Source organism: Bacteroidia bacterium (assembly GCA_039924845.1).
Lineage (GTDB): Bacteria > Bacteroidota > Bacteroidia > DATLTG01 > DATLTG01 > DATLTG01.
In genome coordinates this window covers 1-16487 of sequence record JBDTAC010000088.1, presented here as the reverse complement: position 1 = coordinate 16487, position 16487 = coordinate 1, and the positions used below count along the sequence as shown (strand labels likewise).

General features: G+C 35.3%; 21 protein-coding genes. 20 read left to right on the top strand and 1 reads right to left on the bottom strand.

The annotated features are described in order from the left end of the window. Positions 1-2: 2 nt before the first annotated feature. From ABIZ51_10510 to ABIZ51_10415, 20 genes are all read left to right on the top strand, one after another. A complete protein-coding gene (locus tag ABIZ51_10510; GenBank protein ID MEO7089212.1) occupies positions 3-2789 on the top strand; it encodes an ice-binding family protein in 2787 nt (928 codons plus the stop codon). A 36-nt stretch (positions 2790-2825) separates the two neighbouring features. Further along, positions 2826-3767 carry a type IX secretion system membrane protein PorP/SprF gene (locus ABIZ51_10505; GenBank protein MEO7089211.1) on the top strand — a complete coding sequence of 314 codons (942 nt, stop codon included), beginning with the start codon at positions 2826-2828 and terminating at the stop codon, positions 3765-3767. A 20-nt stretch (positions 3768-3787) separates the two neighbouring features. Further along, positions 3788-5758, top strand: coding sequence for an OmpA family protein (locus ABIZ51_10500; GenBank protein MEO7089210.1), 1971 nt, complete (start codon positions 3788-3790; stop codon positions 5756-5758). 46 nt (positions 5759-5804) lie between these two features. After that, positions 5805-6542, top strand: a complete 738-nt coding sequence (mddA, locus tag ABIZ51_10495) for a methanethiol S-methyltransferase (GenBank protein MEO7089209.1) — start codon at positions 5805-5807, stop codon at positions 6540-6542. Positions 6543-6674: 132 nt separating this feature from the next. Further along, complete coding sequence (locus ABIZ51_10490; GenBank protein ID MEO7089208.1) at positions 6675-7145, top strand: hypothetical protein; 471 nt, start codon at positions 6675-6677, stop codon at positions 7143-7145. A gap of 59 nt (positions 7146-7204) precedes the next feature. Next, positions 7205-7807 carry a porin family protein gene (locus ABIZ51_10485; GenBank protein ID MEO7089207.1) on the top strand — a complete coding sequence of 201 codons (603 nt, stop codon included), beginning with the start codon at positions 7205-7207 and terminating at the stop codon, positions 7805-7807. A gap of 45 nt (positions 7808-7852) precedes the next feature. Beyond that, entirely contained in the window at positions 7853-8008 is a 156-nt protein-coding gene (locus tag ABIZ51_10480) for a lmo0937 family membrane protein (GenBank protein MEO7089206.1), read from the top strand. 241 nt (positions 8009-8249) lie between these two features. Further along, positions 8250-8642: a response regulator gene (locus ABIZ51_10475; GenBank protein MEO7089205.1), complete on the top strand. Its 393-nt coding sequence runs from the start codon at positions 8250-8252 to the stop codon at positions 8640-8642. Positions 8643-8812: 170 nt separating this feature from the next. Beyond that, entirely contained in the window at positions 8813-9022 is a 210-nt protein-coding gene (locus tag ABIZ51_10470) for a hypothetical protein (protein ID MEO7089204.1), read from the top strand. Positions 9023-9050: 28 nt separating this feature from the next. Next, positions 9051-9320, top strand: a complete 270-nt coding sequence (locus tag ABIZ51_10465) for a YtxH domain-containing protein (GenBank protein ID MEO7089203.1) — start codon at positions 9051-9053, stop codon at positions 9318-9320. Positions 9321-9335: 15 nt separating this feature from the next. Further along, positions 9336-9680 (top strand): phage holin family protein, encoded by a 345-nt coding sequence (locus tag ABIZ51_10460; protein MEO7089202.1) that lies wholly within the window; start codon positions 9336-9338, stop codon positions 9678-9680. Further along, positions 9667-10083: a hypothetical protein gene (locus ABIZ51_10455; GenBank protein MEO7089201.1), complete on the top strand. Its 417-nt coding sequence runs from the start codon at positions 9667-9669 to the stop codon at positions 10081-10083. Before ABIZ51_10460 ends, ABIZ51_10455 begins: the two co-directional genes overlap by 14 nt. A 216-nt stretch (positions 10084-10299) precedes the next feature. Next, positions 10300-10683 (top strand): hypothetical protein, encoded by a 384-nt coding sequence (locus ABIZ51_10450; GenBank protein MEO7089200.1) that lies wholly within the window; start codon positions 10300-10302, stop codon positions 10681-10683. 67 nt (positions 10684-10750) lie between these two features. Further along, the gene (locus ABIZ51_10445; protein MEO7089199.1) at positions 10751-11065 is read left to right on the top strand and encodes an HPF/RaiA family ribosome-associated protein; all 315 of its coding nucleotides are present in this window, start codon (positions 10751-10753) and stop codon (positions 11063-11065) included. A gap of 166 nt (positions 11066-11231) precedes the next feature. Further along, complete coding sequence (locus tag ABIZ51_10440) at positions 11232-11585, top strand: hypothetical protein (protein MEO7089198.1); 354 nt, start codon at positions 11232-11234, stop codon at positions 11583-11585. A gap of 458 nt (positions 11586-12043) precedes the next feature. Next, on the top strand, positions 12044-12676 hold the full coding sequence (locus ABIZ51_10435; protein ID MEO7089197.1) for an ice-binding family protein: 633 nt from the start codon (positions 12044-12046) through the stop codon (positions 12674-12676). A gap of 215 nt (positions 12677-12891) precedes the next feature. Further along, on the top strand, positions 12892-13803 hold the full coding sequence (locus ABIZ51_10430) for a hypothetical protein (protein MEO7089196.1): 912 nt from the start codon (positions 12892-12894) through the stop codon (positions 13801-13803). Positions 13804-13813: 10 nt separating this feature from the next. After that, positions 13814-14269, top strand: a complete 456-nt coding sequence (locus ABIZ51_10425) for a hypothetical protein (GenBank protein MEO7089195.1) — start codon at positions 13814-13816, stop codon at positions 14267-14269. Between the two features lie 113 nt (positions 14270-14382). Continuing rightward, positions 14383-15273, top strand: a complete 891-nt coding sequence (locus ABIZ51_10420) for a flavin reductase family protein (GenBank protein MEO7089194.1) — start codon at positions 14383-14385, stop codon at positions 15271-15273. 18 nt (positions 15274-15291) lie between these two features. Next, the gene (locus ABIZ51_10415; GenBank protein MEO7089193.1) at positions 15292-15651 is read left to right on the top strand and encodes a DUF3127 domain-containing protein; all 360 of its coding nucleotides are present in this window, start codon (positions 15292-15294) and stop codon (positions 15649-15651) included. A gap of 93 nt (positions 15652-15744) precedes the next feature. On the opposite strand, the gene ABIZ51_10410 is transcribed toward ABIZ51_10415, so the two are convergent. Next, positions 15745-16350, bottom strand: a complete 606-nt coding sequence (locus ABIZ51_10410; protein ID MEO7089192.1) for a superoxide dismutase — start codon at positions 16348-16350, stop codon at positions 15745-15747. Positions 16351-16487 lie beyond the last annotated feature (137 nt).

The window sequence follows — 16487 nt, the reverse complement described above, 5'->3', positions numbered from 1 at the left end:
TTATGAAAAATAAATTATTACTAATAATAACAGCTGTGACTTTGTGTTTTCCAAAAGTAAATTTTGGACAAGCACCCAGCTTAGGAACTGTCAGTCAGTTTGTTATTTTTTCCTCAAATGGAGCAATTACTCACACTGGTGCGGGAATAAACTCTCACATTACAGGAGATGTAGGTTCACAAATAGGTGGCAATTCCGGTTTTGGAAATGTAGATGGCGTAATGCGCGCTGGAGATGGTGTTACGGCAACAGCAGTTGCTGATTTGAATACGGTTTATCTTAACCTAAGTGCGCAGGGACCAGCTACACCACATGTTCCATTATTGGGAGGAGAAACTTTATCTCCTGGAATATATTCCATTACATTACCTGCTACTCCTTCACTTGTAGGTGTACTTACTTTAGATGGTGGAGGAAACCCGAATGCTTATTTCTTATTCCAATTAGGATCTGACTTTTCTACAGGACCTGCTTCTGAAGTTAAATTAATTAACGGAGCAAAGGCGTGCAATGTATTTTGGCTGGTAGAAGGCGTAGTAAATATTGCTACCGGAACTAAAATGAGAGGAAATATTATAGTTCATAATGCTGCTATTAATATCGCTACAGGTGTTTTGCTGGAAGGAAGAGCACTTTCTACAACAGGTGCTATCAGTGTTAATACAGGCCTTGTCGCTTTTACACCCATTGGTTGTGGAAGCCCTACGCTTACTGGACCCATACCTCCGAATCTTGCTTCAGCAGCATGTTATGCAATATTTTCTGCTGACGGACCTGTTACAGATGATTTTGCTTCATTTGTTACTGGAGATGTAGGAACTAATTTAGGGTCAACACTTGGTTATGACCCTTTGAAAGTAACAGGCACTATTCATTCGAGTCCTGATGGTTCTACAAATGCATGTGCAACTGATATCGGGCCTGCTTATAATTATTTGAATTTATTACCGAGTGATATCGAATTGTTATATCCTGCCAATTTTGGATATAGTCTCGTTCTTACACCACATACTTATGTTATGAATTCTGCCGTAACATTTACAGATACTCTCTTTTTAAATGCAGAAGGAGATCCTGCTGCTGTATTTGTTCTCCAGGTAAATGGAGCATTTTCTACCAGTACATATTCAACTGTTGTATTACAAAATGGAGCACAGGCAAAAAATGTATTTTGGAAAATTAGTGGTGCAGCTACTATAAATGATTTTTCCGTTTTTAAAGGAACAATTGTTTCAACAGGAGCCATCACCTTAAAAACAGGAGTTCAAATAGAAGGAAGAGTGCTTACATCTGTGGGTGCCATAAATACTTTTTCAACCCACGTGTTGGTTCCTGTGGGTACTTGTGTAATTGCTGCTCCTCCTATTATTACAACACAACCGGTTAATCAAATTGTATGTGCCGGTGATTCTATAAGCTTTTCAGTTACTGCAACAGGAACAGGTTTAACGTATCAATGGAGAAAAGGAACTGTAAATTTAATAAACGGAGGAAATATTTCAGGTGCAACTTCTGCAACTCTTACAATTAATCCTGCTACTGTTTTGGATGCTGCATTGAACTATAATGTTATTGTTAGCGGATCAACACCGCCAAATGATACTTCAATAAATGTATCGCTTACAGTTAATCCTGCTACCATTATTACATCTCAGCCAAATAATAAAATTGCTTGCGTAGGAGATTCAATTACATTCTCTGTAACAGCAACGGGAGGAGCACTCACTTATCAGTGGAGAAAAGGAACTGTAAATTTAATAAATGGTGGAAATATTTCAGGTGCAACTTCTGCAACTCTTACAATTAATCCTGCTACTGTTTTGGATGCTGCATTGAACTATAATGTTATTGTTAGTGGAGCTTGCGGAAATGATACTTCAATAAATGTATCGCTTACAGTTAATCCGCTACCAATTGCTATAGCCGGAAGTAACTCTCCTGTTTGTTCGGGCGACTCAATTATGTTAACAGCTTCAACTGTAGTCGGAGCAACATATTCATGGACAGGCTCAAACGGTTATTTATCATCTTTACAAAATCCAGTAATTAATCCAGTAGCATTATCAGATGCAGGCACCTATTCTTTAACAGTAACAGATGGTGGTTGTACATCTACGCCTTCTACTACTATAGTTGTAGTAAACAACTGTAATGTTGATTTGAGTGTTGTCAAAACAGTAAGTACTACAACCCCTTTTATCGGACATACGGTCGTATTTACTATTGTTGTTACAAATAATAGTTTAGGAAATGCAACAGGAGTAGTAGTTAATGAAGCATTGCAAAGTGGATATGCCTATGTTTCATCAACAACAACATCTGGAAGTTATAGTTCTTCAACTGGCTTATGGACAATCGGAACGATACCAGGTGGAACATCTGATACCTTAACAATTACTGCTAAGGTGATTGCAGGGGGAAATTATGTTAATACAGTGTTTGTTTCTGGTAATCAAGCAGACGGAAATCTCTCAAACAATACTTCTACTGTCGAAACTTTTCCAACCGATTTTAATATTCCTGAGGGCTTCTCTCCTAATGGTGACGGAATAAATGATTTGTTTGTAATCAGAGGAATTGAATATTATCCTAAAAATAAATTTGAGATTTATAATCGTTGGGGAGATAAAGTATTTGAAGCGAGTCCTTATCAAAACAACTGGGATGGCAGATGTGCCATAGGATTGAGAGTTGGAGGAGATGTATTACCAGTTGGAACATACTTCTATATACTTGATTTGGGCGATGGATCAACCATTTTTAAAGGAACTATTTATCTCAATAAATAAAATAAAATAAAAAAATAACCATCAAAATAAAAACACATGAAAACACTAAAAAAAATAATTCCTGTATTGGTGTTAGCCTTAGGAAATATAACAGTTCGTGCACAACAAGCTCCTTTGTTTACCCATTATATGTATAATACCTTAGCTATTAACCCGGCCTATGCTGGAAGCAGAGAGGCTTTGACCGTAACGGCACTCGCCCGTGACCAATGGGTTGGTTTTAGTGGTGCGCCAACGACCCAAACATTAACCATACATGCACCTTTGCAAAACGAGCATCTTGGCATAGGCTTGTCTGTATTGAATGATAAAATAGGTCCTATAAATAATACATCGTTTGCAGTTGATTTTGCATACATCATGAAAATGAATGCAGTGTCCAAATTAGCACTTGGTATAAGTGCTGGTGCAGATATGTTTCAGGCGAACCTGAATACCCTGAATCTGGATCAACAAAATGATGTCGTATTTCAAAATAATATCAATAGCCACGTTACACCTAATTTTGGTTTTGGCGCATATTATTACAGAGAAAGCTTTTATGCAGGTATTTCAGTACCTGATTTATTACAGAATAATTATTCTGTAATAAATCAGCCAGATGGAAGTACATTGGTAGGAAACGAGCAAAGAACTTATTTTCTGATTACAGGAGCAATGCTTAAAGTTAGCGATAACCTTGGGTTTAAACCAACAGCTTTTCTGAAAGTAACGGCTGGCGCTCCTGCTCAGGCTGATCTTACAGCTTCTTTCGTTATCATGAAAAAATTATTGCTTGGTGCCATGTTTCGCACTGGCGATTCTTTTGGCGCTTTAGTTGGTGTAAATATTACAGAACAGTTTCATATTGGCTATTCATACGATTGGTCATTTGGATTAGCAACATCCCGGTATAACCAGGGAAGTAATGAAATTGTATTGAGATACGATTTTATATTTCCAAGCGACAAACAAATACATTCTCCTAGATATTTTTAAAAAAATAAAAACATACTCAAATGAAAAAAATAATTATTCCAATAATCGTGCTAATTAGTATTAGTATAAACACAAAGGCTCAAGAAAAGTCGCGCAAAGAAAAAAGAGGAGATAAATATGCTTTTAGTTATTCGTATAACGATGCCATTGATGCGTATACACACACAAAAAACCTAACTGTTGATGGACAGCGAAAGTTGGCTCAAAGTTATCGGGCTGTTGGTAAAAACGTAGAGTCAGAAGTCGTGTATTCAAAATTAATAACCAATTCCCAGGGCGTCTTACCAGAAGATTATTATAATTATGCAATGATTTTGAGAAGCAATGGTAAATATGAAGAATCCAACAAAGAAATGGATAAGTTCTATGAACTAAAACCAACTGATTTGCGAGCAAAGGATTATGAAGCAAACAAAGGCAAGTTGAATGATTTAGTAAAAGATGACGGTAAATACAAATTACTTGATCTTGATTTTAATACTGATGACCAAGATTTTGGTACTTGCTTTTATAAAGATAAAATTGTTTTTTCATCTACAAGAGCTACTCCTAAGTGGATTAAAAGAACATACAATTTGAATGGGAAACCATTCTTGAAAATGTATGTTTCAGATGTTAAGAATGGTCAATTAGAAAAGCCGCATATTTTCGATAAAAGTTTAGACAGTAAAATGCACGATGGGCCTGCAAGTTTTAGTAAAGACGGCACTTTTATGGCATTTACTAGAAACATCAAACATGATAAAAGAAAAGATAAAGTGATAGATCTCCAAATCTGCTTTAGTAATTTTAAAGATGGGAAATGGTCGAAACCAGAACCATTTACTTATAATAATGATGCATACTCGGTTGGAGACCCTTGTTTATCAGCAGATGGAAACACGATGTATTTTGCAAGCGATATGCCGGGAGGTTTTGGAGGAGTAGATATTTATAAAACAACAAAAGATGCAAAAGGGATATGGACAACTCCTGTTAACCTTGGTAATAAGATAAATACAGAAGGCGATGAGTTATTCCCATTTTATGAAGAAAGCAGCAAAACCTTATTCTTCGCTTCTGATGGGCATTTTGGACTTGGCGGCTTAGATATATTTATTTCTAAAAAAAATAGTTTGGGAATTGATTCTGTATATAATGCAGGGGCCCCGTTAAATACGCAGTATGATGATTTTGCTATGATTGTTGACGATAAAATGAAAGGATATTTTTCTTCTAACAGAGTTGGAGGAAAAGGAGATGACGATATTTATTCCGTTCAATTTTTAAAAGGAGTAGATCTTAGAAAAATGATAGTAGGCACTGCAAAAGACGAAACTGGAAATCCTGTTGCTAAAACATTTATGACATTACTGGATGATAAAGGAAATACAATAGATACCGTAACAACTGAGAATGATGCAACATATCGCTTTTTAGCAGATGCTGATCAAAACTATAAATTAATTGGTAAAAAAGCAGCCTATATGGATGGCGATACCATTGCCAATACCTTTGGTACGGATAGTCTTGTAAAAGCTGATGTGATACTCCTTGCAAAAGAAGAAGTTATTGACAAGACAATAAAAGAAGGTCCTCAAGAAAGGACTGATTTAGGGAAGATAAAAGGAGTGAAATTTAGTACCATTTACTTTGATTTCGATAAATACAATATCCGTCCGGATGCTGAAACGGAATTAAATAAAATAGTTAAAGTATTGAACCAATATCCCAATATGACAGTTGAATTAAAATCATATACGGATTGTCGAGGAACCGAAGCATATAACAAAGAATTGTCTGATGAAAGAGCAAATGCGTCAGAGAATTATATTAAAGAAAGGATTACAAATCCCAAACGAATTTCGGGTAAAGGATATGGCGAAGCAAAATTAGTAAATGCATGTTCTTGTGATGTAAATGTTGTGCCAAGTTGTTCTGATGATGAGCGTCAAAAAAGCAGGTGCACAGAATTTACCATTGTAAGTAGTCCCGTGGTTTTAAAAAAGTAATGCACTACTTTTTCATAGAAAAAAATAACTGAGAGGTATTAATAGAATGAAAAAATCAATCTTCTTTTTATATGGAATAATTGCCTATTCATTTTTTATTATAGCTACTTTATATGCAATTGGATTTATCGGGAACTTTTTTGTGCCAAAATCAATCGATTCTGGAGCGGAAACTACATTATTACAATCAATAATAGTTAATGTTTTCTTATTAAGTCTTTTTGCAGTACAACATAGTGTAATGGCCAGACCAGCATTTAAAAAGTGGCTTACCGCTTTTGTAAATCCTGCAATAGAACGTAGCACTTATGTTTTGTCGTCAAGTTTGGTATTAATATTTATTTACTGGAAATGGCAACCAATGAAGACTGTAATTTGGAAGGTTGGAAACGAAAATATCTCTTTCGCTTTAACAGGTGTATTTCTTCTGGGATGGCTTCTTGCTTTTTTATCTTCATTTATGATCAGTCATTTTGAGATGTTTGGGTTAAAGCAGGTTTTTGATAATCTCAAAAACAAACAAACTCAAAATCCTACGTTTAAAGTTAACTATTTATATAAAATTATTAGACATCCAATGATGTTAGGGTTTCTTATCGCATTTTGGGTAACACCCGTCATGACTTCCGGACATCTTATGTTTGCCATAATAACAAGCATCTATATTTTCATTGCAGTAAAATATTTAGAAGAAAAAGATCTTCGTAAGCTTATTGGAAAGGCTTATGAAGATTATCAGAGGGAAGTACCAATGTTTTTCCCGCTAACTAAAATTAGCAAATAACAATGTGTGAATGATGTAACTTATAATAAGCCTTCTGTAACACTCACCCCTATTTACTTCCTCATCTTTGTTGCATGAAAATTTATCATATATGATAATAAAGAAATCAATTAAATCCTTAAAAAAACAAATATGAAAAAAACAATTTTTACGCTTGCGCTCACCGCTTTTATTGCAGGAACGATTATGACAGGCTGTTCCTCCTCTTCTGAAAAGGCAAATACCGCTGAGGCAAAAGTAGACACCGCTCAAGCAAATGTAAACCAGGCTTCTAAAAATTTGAAGCAGGCAGAAGCAAATTATACAACAGAATATAACGCGTTCAAATTGGAATCAGATCGAAAAATTGCAACCAATGATTCAATCATTTCAGAACTAAAGGAAGATTCCAAAAAAATGAAAAAGGCTGAGAAAGCCAGATACGAACAAACGATAGATGATTTGGAAGCCAAAAATCAAGCAATGAAAAATGAATTAGCAAATTACAAAGAAGAAGACAATGATAAATGGGAAACTTTTAAGCTTGGATTTAATCACGAAATGGATAATCTACAACAAGCATTAAAAGACCTAACTAAAAGTAATACAAATAATACAAAATAATTAACCTTAAAAAAACAAGAAAAATGAAAAAAACAATTAAAATTACCGCATTATTTCTGTTGCTGGGAACTATAGTTAACGCACAGGACAACACTACTGATAATCGTAATGCATTACAGATAGGTGTAAAAGTTGGCGGAAGCTACTCGAATGTATATGACACCCAAGGACAGGATTTTAATGCTGATGCTAAATTGGGTTTCACAGGTGGAGCTTTTTTAGCAATTCCCATCGGAACATATTTGGGAGTTCAACCAGAGGTTTTGGTTACGCAAAAGGGATTCAAAGCAACTGGAGATTTATTAGGGTTTCCTTACACTTTCACCAGAACAAGTACATTTTTAGATATCCCTATATTCCTTGCACTTAAACCAAGTCCGTTTCTTACTTTGCTTGTGGGTCCTCAATATTCTTATCTCATGAAACAAAAAGATGTATTCACAAGTTCAGCTGTGAGCTACCAACAACAACAGCAATTCGAACTAAATAACGTACGGAAAAATATATTTGGCATTGCGGCTGGTTTGGACATAAATATTGGAATTGTTGTTTTAAGCGGAAGAGTAGGTTGGGATGTTCAGGACAATAATGGCGATGGAACATCTTCTTCGCCAAGGTATAAAAACGTTAGCGGTCAAATAGACATCGGATTTAGACTTTAGAAAATAGAACTTATTATCACAATTTAATATTAAAACAAAGAAATTATGGGAAACGCACTTTATGTTATAGCCTTAATATTAATTATTGGCTGGGCAGTTGGATTTCTTGGATATAATGCAGGAGGAATTATTCATATCTTATTAGTTCTTGCAATTATAGCGATTTTATTAAGAATTATTCAGGGGCGGAGATCTTTGTAAATAAAAAAGGGTGCATTGAGTTTTACATTCAATGCACCCTTTTTAAAAATTAAAAAATTGTTTAAATGAAAGTTTGAGTTTCCAATAGCGGTTTGTTGTAGTGATGGCAGTACTTCGTAGAAATTTTGAGAATAAAATAAAATTTTGAGAGGGGCGAAATATCTTTTCTAATGTTTGTGTGCTTTCTTAAAAAGCGTTATCAACACACTTAACACAAGTTGAAAGTAAAACCAAACGGAGTATGATGCAATTGAAAACAATCTTACTTATTGAAGACAATAATGATATTCTTGAGAATTTATCCGAATATTTTGAACTAAAAGGGTACAAGGTTCTTATAGCCGGCAACGGAAAAATGGGAGTTGAACTTGCCAGAGAACATATTCCCAATTTAATAATATGTGATGTCTTAATGCGTGAAATGGATGGACATGAGGTTTTGCGTTTGCTTTTAGAAACAGCCAGAACATACGATATTCCTTTTATTTTTAGTACATCAAATTCCGAAAAGGTTGATCGGAAGGCAGCATTAAAACTTGGCGCCGATGATTATATCGTTAAACCATTCCAATTAGAAAATCTATTGAGAATGGCTGATAAATGGATGAAATCAGGTAGCGATAGGCACAGATAAAACCTAATCTCAGGAAAATTGAAAAACCTGTGATATATGTAAGTCTTTACAGCTAAAGTGTAATGATATTTATTACATGAATGCTATCTTTGTCCCGTAATATTGATGTGTTCGGCTAAAGCTCAAATAATATCAATATTGGCTTGATATTAAAAAAATTGAATCCACTTATGAAAGCAACAGGAATCATCCTTATTATTATTGGTATCGGATTAACCGTTACTACTTCTACTCAAATTTTCACTCAGAAAAAAGTGGCTGATATTGGAAATGTAGAAATTACGCGAGACAAACCACATAATTTCAGTTGGTCGCCCGTGCTTGGGATAGTAGTAATAGCTGCTGGCTGCATTGTTTTTTGGAAAAGTGCAAAGAAATAACTTATATTTATAACTAATAAATCAAAAAATGGAAGCAAAAAAATCAAATAACATCGAAATGATTGCAGCATTTGTTGCGGGAGCCTTAGTGGGTGGTGCGCTTGGAATTTTGTTTGCGCCCGATAAAGGCAGTACTACACGAAACAGAATCCTAACAGGAGCAAAAGACCTGACAGAAGACGTAAGAAAAAAATTGAAAGAGGAAGCAGAAATTCTGCGTGCCAAAGCAGCAGAACTTGAAGAGCTTGCCGAATCAAAACTGGAGGAAATTACCGAAGCAATTAAGTCCGAAGTATAAACAGATATAATTAGAATGTCCGAAAAAAATAAAACCGAAGAGCTTACTGAAGGCTTGAAGAATTACCTGAATACCAATTCGGAGTTACTCAAGTTGGAAGCCACTCAGCAATCATCGATTATTGGTTCCGTAATTATCAGCGGGCTTATTATTGGCTTATTTGCTACATTATTTGTTTTCTTTATAAGTATGTGGGCAGGTTTTTATCTTTCCGTATTACTCAACAGTAATTGCAAGGGGTTCGCAATTGTTGCCGGCTTTTATTTTCTACTCATGTTTATAATGGTCATTGGCAGAAAAAAGCTGATAGAGACTCCCATACGTGTGTTTTTAATTAAAAAATTATTTGGAAAAAAATAAAATGACATCCTCAAAAATTAACTGTAGTGATGATTTATCCTTGCGCATTGCGCAACTGCGGATAGATAAGTTAAAGCAGGAAGCTGAACTCAAAATTAAATTCAGCGAATTTGCCGAAACACTCAACCCTGTTTTAATACTGAAAAAATCAGTACATGAAATGGTTGTTGATAAAGAGGTGAAAGACGATCTCCTTAAGGTAGGGTTGAATTTGGGAACTAATTTTATTATTGAAAAAGTTTTGGGAAGAAAAAGTGTGAAAGGATATTTAAGTTCTGTCATCGTTGAAAAAATTTCAACTTCGCTGATCAATCGCGGAATACTCTCAGAAATTATCACAAGCTTTTCCAAACTGGTAAAAACCGAAACGAAAAACGAAACACCACCTAATACTGCCAAGTGAATATCCCGCCTATCATACTCTTTAAACTTAAAATCGAGAAATGATCATTAATTGAAACAAAAGCAGAAGGATGATTTGGAAAATCTGTCGTGTTTCAATATGTGAATGATGTAATTCTTATCTTTAATTGTGTAACAGTTCGGGCAGATAAACGACACACTTTTGTGCCGTTAAGGAAATAGATGTCCAACTCAAAATAATAAATCGACAAACGTAATGCCAACAACAAATAAACTGGGAATTTGGATGGATCATTCAGAGGCACATCTGATAGAATTAAATAACGAATCTTCGCCAACAGCAATAATCAACAACACCTTTAACCATGATGATATGGAATTCGCTTTAAGCAAAGGAGAGTTTTTGATGCATAATAAAAGGCAGCAACATCAAGCGGCCTATTATAAAAAACTGGGAGATGTGATTATCCTTTATAACGAAGTGATTCTATTTGGACCTACTGATGCGAAAACGGAGTTGTTAAATGTATTGCGCACTGATCATCGTTTCGAAAAAATTAAAATTGAAGTTCAGGCAACCGATAAAATGTCCGAGAATAAAAAGCAGGCTTTTGTGAGAGCGCATTTCTCGAAGCAGTAGTTTTATCAAACGATAAAAACTTGAAGCAAAACACTACAATTCAATCAAACTTAAGAAAATTAAAAAGATGACTATTCAATTTAATACAGACAAAAACATAGCAGGAACCCAAAAGATATCTGCATTTATCAATACTACAATAAGGGCTGAATTAGAGCGGTTCAGTGATCACATCACCCGCATCGAAGTGCATCTTTCAGATGAAAACGGAAGCAAAACGGGACAGAACGACAAACGTTGCATGCTGGAAGCCCGAATGGAAAACAGGCAACCTATTGCTGTTACCAGTTATGCCAATAGTATTGAGCAAGCTTTAAACGAAGCTCTTGATAAATTAAAGGCTTCAATTGAAAAAATAGATAGTAAGTTAAAGAATCATTGATCAAACTGCCAATTCCTTTTATAAAAAATAGGACGCAAAAATGTAGAACAAATTTGGAAAACCTGTGATATCTGTATTTCATTTCAGTTAAAGTGTAATGATATTTACTATATAGAGCGCCACCTTTGTATCGTAATAATTCAGTTACAAATTAAACTATAAAATCATGAGCACAAAAGAAAACAGAAGCGATGATGCTTCGAAACAAGACAAAAGCAATGATGCTTTTAAACAAGACAGAAACAACAATGCTTTTAAACAAGAAAAAAGCAACGATGCTTCAAAACAAGAAAAAAGCAATGGTACTTTTAATCAAGACAAAAGTAATGATGCTTTTAAGATTAACGGAAATTGGTCAGACCAATCTAATCAACTGAAAAAAAAGTTTTCACAACTTACTGATACAGACTTAAAGTTTGAACCAGGTAAAGAAAATGAATTGCTCACCAGAATGGGAAATAGACTGAGCAAAAAGCGTGAAGAGGTGATTGATATCATCAAAAAGGGACAGACGGCTTAAATGCACTTGTTTCCCGATTTAAGTAAACAATAAAAAAAGGTAGAGTTTTAAAACTCTACCCTTTTTTATTAATACTCAGCAACATTTTGAAAAATAAAGAACTAGAAAAGTCAAGAATATAATATTCGGAAGGAGAGTTAAGCACATTTGAAAAAGTGTGAATAATGTAACTAATTCATTTTACTCTGTAACACTTATCAATACTTATCCGCTCATCTTTGCCATGTGAAAACAATTCACACCTGAGCGCCAATAGCGTATAACTAAAAAGGAAAAAAATGAAAACTAAAAACCTATTTACAAGCCTTGCAATAATATCGGTTGTTTTAATTGCTGGATGTAAGAAAGATACCAATTCGCCGGCTCCAACAGGAGGAACAATTAATACAAACGTAATCACTACTCAAACTACAGTACAGCTTCCTGTAAATCTGGCTTCTGCTGGGAATTATGTCATCTTGGCCGGATCGAAAGTCTCCAATGTTCCAACTTCTGCCATTACAGGAAATATTGGCTTAAGCCCTGCAGCAGGATCATTCCTTACTGGATTTTCCTTGGTTCACCCCACAGGAGCAGCAGCTGCAACATCATCTCAAGTAACTGGGTCGTTGTACGCAGCAGATTATGGAGTTCCTACACCAGCAAATTTGACAACAGCAAAAGGTGATTTAACAACAGCCTATAATAATGCAGCAGGAAGAACCTGCACAGATATGGTGCTCTTAGCTGGTAATATTGGTGGCTTGACTCTTACACCAGGTCTTTATAAGTCAAGTGGTTCACTTCAAATATCATCAGGCGATTTAACTTTTAATGCAAATGGTAATGCTAATGCTGTATTTATTATACAAATAGCATCTACATTGACAACATCATCTGGTCGGAAAGTAATTTTAAGTGGTGGAGCAGTTGCATCTAATATTTTTTGGCAAGTAGGTACTTCTGCCACTTTGGGAACAACGTCTGTTTTTAAAGGAACCATTATGGCAAATCAATCCATTTCATTGCAAACAGGTGCCACAGTTGATGGTCGATTATTAGCAAGAATTGCAGCTGTTACTTTAGCTGGTAACACTATTGTTCAACAATAAATAATTGCAAAACCATAAAAGACATTGCATATTCTAAAATGCCTTTTTAAGCTTAAATTGGAGACCACTCCAAAGGAAAGTATATCCGAAAGGACGTACTTTCCTTTTTTTATTTTTTTATAGAATTCTAAATTCATCTTGACAGATATTTTTATACATTTGCTTCATCCTCCTTCGGGAGAAAAATCGTTTTCAAAAAATAATTTTTTCAACCTATGAAATTCACTCCTCGTTTTGCTTCAGCAAACATTGTTATTGTTGTTTTGTTATCATTCGGAATGCTTGCTTGTCATTCCAATAAATCATCGGAAGCGAATGATTTATCAGCCACTGCTTCGCAAGATACTGCTGCTAAAAAAATAGCGCCAAAAAATATTTTTTATTCTATTCCTTCACCAATTGAAATTGGACAGTTATTAAAATCTGCCGGTGCAACCTATAACAAAGATTATTTGAATCCGGTTGAAAATGTTTCCAAATATGTTACCTCTAACGGGAAAGCCTTGAATTTAGGCGTGTATGGAACGGATTTAAGTTTCACCAGCATTTTTGATAAATCACAGGAATCCATGTTTTATTTAAAATGCACCAATACACTCGCCACGGGATTAGGTATTAACGGGGCTTTTGGAGAATCTACCACTTCGCGCGTGCAAGCAAATATGGACAACAAAGACTCCTTGCTTCACATTATTTCCGATGCATATTGGGCGGCAGACAGTTATTTAAAAGATAATCAGCGCCCCAATACTTCTTCCATGATTATTGCCGGAGGTTGGATAGAAGGCTTGTACATTGCCACTAAAATTGCGGTTTCGTCCAATAATCAAAATATCGCGGTACGCATTGCGGAACAAAAATCATCATTGCAAAACTTAATTTCTTTACTTCAAAACAGCAGCAATCAGGATCAAGACATTCGTAATTTATTGGTGCAATTAAAAGAATTGAATGCTGATTTTGCCGTATTGCAAACAACACAATCCAAAACAACTGTTAGCACCGACAAAGCACACAACATCACCACCATCGGAAATAACAGCAAAACAACAATCACAAATGAACAGCTGAAAACCATTGCAGATAAGGTGGAAACGATACGAAATAATGTCATCAAACAATATTAAAAGCTTGTCCATGAAAATAAAAATAGTTCGAAAAATTATTTTTTTCAGTGCCTTTATTTGCACCTTGCCTTGTTTGTCTTTCGCGCAATGCAAAAGTTTTGTGAAAAAACATTGCGAATATAAAATTGCGCCTTTTATTAGCAACGGACAAATGAACACCACCACGATGACTTCGGGGCAAATAGCGGATATGCCAATGACTTTTTATGCCGGGCAATCATACCGCATCGTGGTATGCGCACAGGAAGTTTTAGGAACTATTCAATTCAAATTATTAGATAAAGCACAACATGTTATTTTCGATAGTACACAAAATAACGATCCCGATTTTTGGGATTTTAATGTAAATACAACACAGGAATTTACCATTGAGGTAACAGTTCCTCCCTCAGATGCAGCCGATGGATTAATGCAAAGTGGTTGCGTTTCCATACTCGTTGGTTTTAAAGCACAAGGAAAACCTTAATAGTTTTACCGCTCGAAAAAATAATTTTTCAAGACAGTTTTTTGCACGCTTTTATATCTTCCGAAAAAATAATTTTTCGGTTATCTTTGCGAGAAATATAAATATTCAAGAAAATGTTACGCATTTCACCATCTGAAATTCCAATTCCTATACTTCAACACTATTTAGTGGGCTCCGTTGCGCCCCGTCCAATTGCTTTTGCGAGTACGATAGATGAAAACGGAAACCCAAATTTAAGTCCTTTTAGTTTCTTCAACGTATTCGGCGCCAATCCACCAATTGCTATTTTTTCGCCAGCGCGAAAAGGTCGTGGAAACACCTTAAAACACACCTACGAAAACATAAAAAAAGTTCCGGAAGTGGTGATTAACGTGGTAAATTACGATATGGTGCATCAAACTTCTTTGTCGAGTACCGAATATGCAACAGGCGTAAACGAGTTTGCAAAAGCTGGTTTTACACCAATTGCATCGGAATTGGTCAGACCTTTTCGAGTAAAAGAATCGCCAGTACAAATGGAGTGTAAAGTGTTAGAAGTAAAAGAAATGGGGCATTTAGGCGGTGCTCCCAATTTAATTATTTGCGAAATTGTATTAATACACATCAACGAATCTATTTTGGATGCGAACCAAAAAATTGATCCGAATAAAATTGATTTAGTGGGAAGAATGGGTGGCGACTGGTATTGCAGAGCTTCCGGAAATGCCTTGTTTGAAGTGGAAAAACCATTGTCGAAAATCGGAATTGGCGTGGATGCCATCCCTGAATTTATCCGCAACAGCGAAGTGCTTACTGGTAATAACCTTGGGCAGTTGGGGAATGTGGAAAAAATTCCTTCTGCAGAAGAAATTTTTCTATTTAAAAAATCGGAATTGTTTAAAAAATTAATTCTCACAACCGAAAAAAATAAATTAAATTTACATTCCGCTGCCAAAAAATTATTGGACGAAGGGAAAGTGGCGGAAGCTTGGAATGTGTTGCTATCAATAGAAAATGAATCATAAATCTTAAAAAAATAAATCATGTTTAACATCACAGGAACCTTAAAAGTAAAAGGAAAAGAACAACAAATTTCCGAAAAATTTAAAAAAAGAGAATTTGTCATTACTGATAATTCGAGTCAATATCCGCAACATATTTCTTTTCAACTAACGCAAGATAAATGCAGTTTGATGGATGGGTACAATGTGGGCGATGATGTGAAAGTTTTTTTCAATTTGCGCGGAAGAGAATGGACGGCAAAAGACGGAGAATTAAAATATTTTAATTCTTTAGAAGCATGGAAATTGGAAGGCTCTAAAGCTTCTGGAAATGCTCCAAACAATGAATCTGCAAGCTCGGTAGTGAGTGCAGCACAACAAGAAGATGATTTGCCTTTTTAAAAAATTATTTTTTTGATGCCGAAAAATAAGGCATAAAAAGAGGCTTCGAAAAATTAATTTTTCGAAGCCTCTTTTTTCAAGTATACTAAGAAATTATTTCGCGTGATTAAATCGTACAGAAACTTCTTCCCAATTTACAATGTTCCAAAAAGCAGTAATGTAATCTGGACGACGATTTTGATAATTCAAATAATACGCGTGTTCCCAAACATCCAAACCTAAAATAGGCGTGCCTTTTTTCTCAACAACATCCATCAAAGGATTATCTTGATTGGGAGTAGAGCAAATACATAATTTTCCATCGCATACGCAAAGCCACGCCCAGCCAGAGCCGAAACGGGTTGCGGCTGCAGCAGCAAATTGTGTTTTAAAATCGTTGAACGAGCCAAAAGCTGCATTAATAGCCACAGCCAATGCTCCCGTAGGTTCTCCATTTTTTTTCGGCGAAAGGATCGTCCAAAACAAAGAATGGTTAAAATGCCCACCGGCATTGTTTCTCACAGCAACTGGATACTTGGAAATATTTTTGCAAATTTCCTCCAAGCTAAGCTTTTCAGCATCTGTTCCCGCAATGGCATTGTTTAAATTTGTCACATAACCATTGTGGTGTTTGGTGTAATGAACTTCCATGGTGCGAGCATCTATATAGGGCTCCAGCGCTTTGTAATCATATGGTAATTTTGGTAATTCGAAAGCCATAATTTTATTTTTTTAGTTAATGTTCCGAGAAATAAATTGATGCCTCAAAATTACATAAATAATTGGGAGCAAAAAAGAGATTCCTCTTAATATTTTGGTGGATTTTTTCGGCTTCAAAAAATTAATTTTTTGAAGCC

Coding starts and splice junctions, on each gene's coding strand:
- ABIZ51_10510 (MEO7089212.1), top strand. CDS start 3: ATGAAAAATAAATTATTACTAATAATAACAGCTGTGACTTTGTGTTTT.
- ABIZ51_10505 (MEO7089211.1), top strand. CDS start 2,826: ATGAAAACACTAAAAAAAATAATTCCTGTATTGGTGTTAGCCTTAGGA.
- ABIZ51_10500 (MEO7089210.1), top strand. CDS start 3,788: ATGAAAAAAATAATTATTCCAATAATCGTGCTAATTAGTATTAGTATA.
- mddA (MEO7089209.1), top strand. CDS start 5,805: ATGAAAAAATCAATCTTCTTTTTATATGGAATAATTGCCTATTCATTT.
- ABIZ51_10490 (MEO7089208.1), top strand. CDS start 6,675: ATGAAAAAAACAATTTTTACGCTTGCGCTCACCGCTTTTATTGCAGGA.
- ABIZ51_10480 (MEO7089206.1), top strand. CDS start 7,853: ATGGGAAACGCACTTTATGTTATAGCCTTAATATTAATTATTGGCTGG.
- ABIZ51_10475 (MEO7089205.1), top strand. CDS start 8,250: ATGATGCAATTGAAAACAATCTTACTTATTGAAGACAATAATGATATT.
- ABIZ51_10470 (MEO7089204.1), top strand. CDS start 8,813: ATGAAAGCAACAGGAATCATCCTTATTATTATTGGTATCGGATTAACC.
- ABIZ51_10465 (MEO7089203.1), top strand. CDS start 9,051: ATGGAAGCAAAAAAATCAAATAACATCGAAATGATTGCAGCATTTGTT.
- ABIZ51_10460 (MEO7089202.1), top strand. CDS start 9,336: ATGTCCGAAAAAAATAAAACCGAAGAGCTTACTGAAGGCTTGAAGAAT.
- ABIZ51_10450 (MEO7089200.1), top strand. CDS start 10,300: ATGCCAACAACAAATAAACTGGGAATTTGGATGGATCATTCAGAGGCA.
- ABIZ51_10445 (MEO7089199.1), top strand. CDS start 10,751: ATGACTATTCAATTTAATACAGACAAAAACATAGCAGGAACCCAAAAG.
- ABIZ51_10440 (MEO7089198.1), top strand. CDS start 11,232: ATGAGCACAAAAGAAAACAGAAGCGATGATGCTTCGAAACAAGACAAA.
- ABIZ51_10430 (MEO7089196.1), top strand. CDS start 12,892: ATGAAATTCACTCCTCGTTTTGCTTCAGCAAACATTGTTATTGTTGTT.
- ABIZ51_10425 (MEO7089195.1), top strand. CDS start 13,814: ATGAAAATAAAAATAGTTCGAAAAATTATTTTTTTCAGTGCCTTTATT.
- ABIZ51_10420 (MEO7089194.1), top strand. CDS start 14,383: ATGTTACGCATTTCACCATCTGAAATTCCAATTCCTATACTTCAACAC.
- ABIZ51_10415 (MEO7089193.1), top strand. CDS start 15,292: ATGTTTAACATCACAGGAACCTTAAAAGTAAAAGGAAAAGAACAACAA.
- ABIZ51_10410 (MEO7089192.1), bottom strand. CDS start 16,350: ATGGCTTTCGAATTACCAAAATTACCATATGATTACAAAGCGCTGGAG.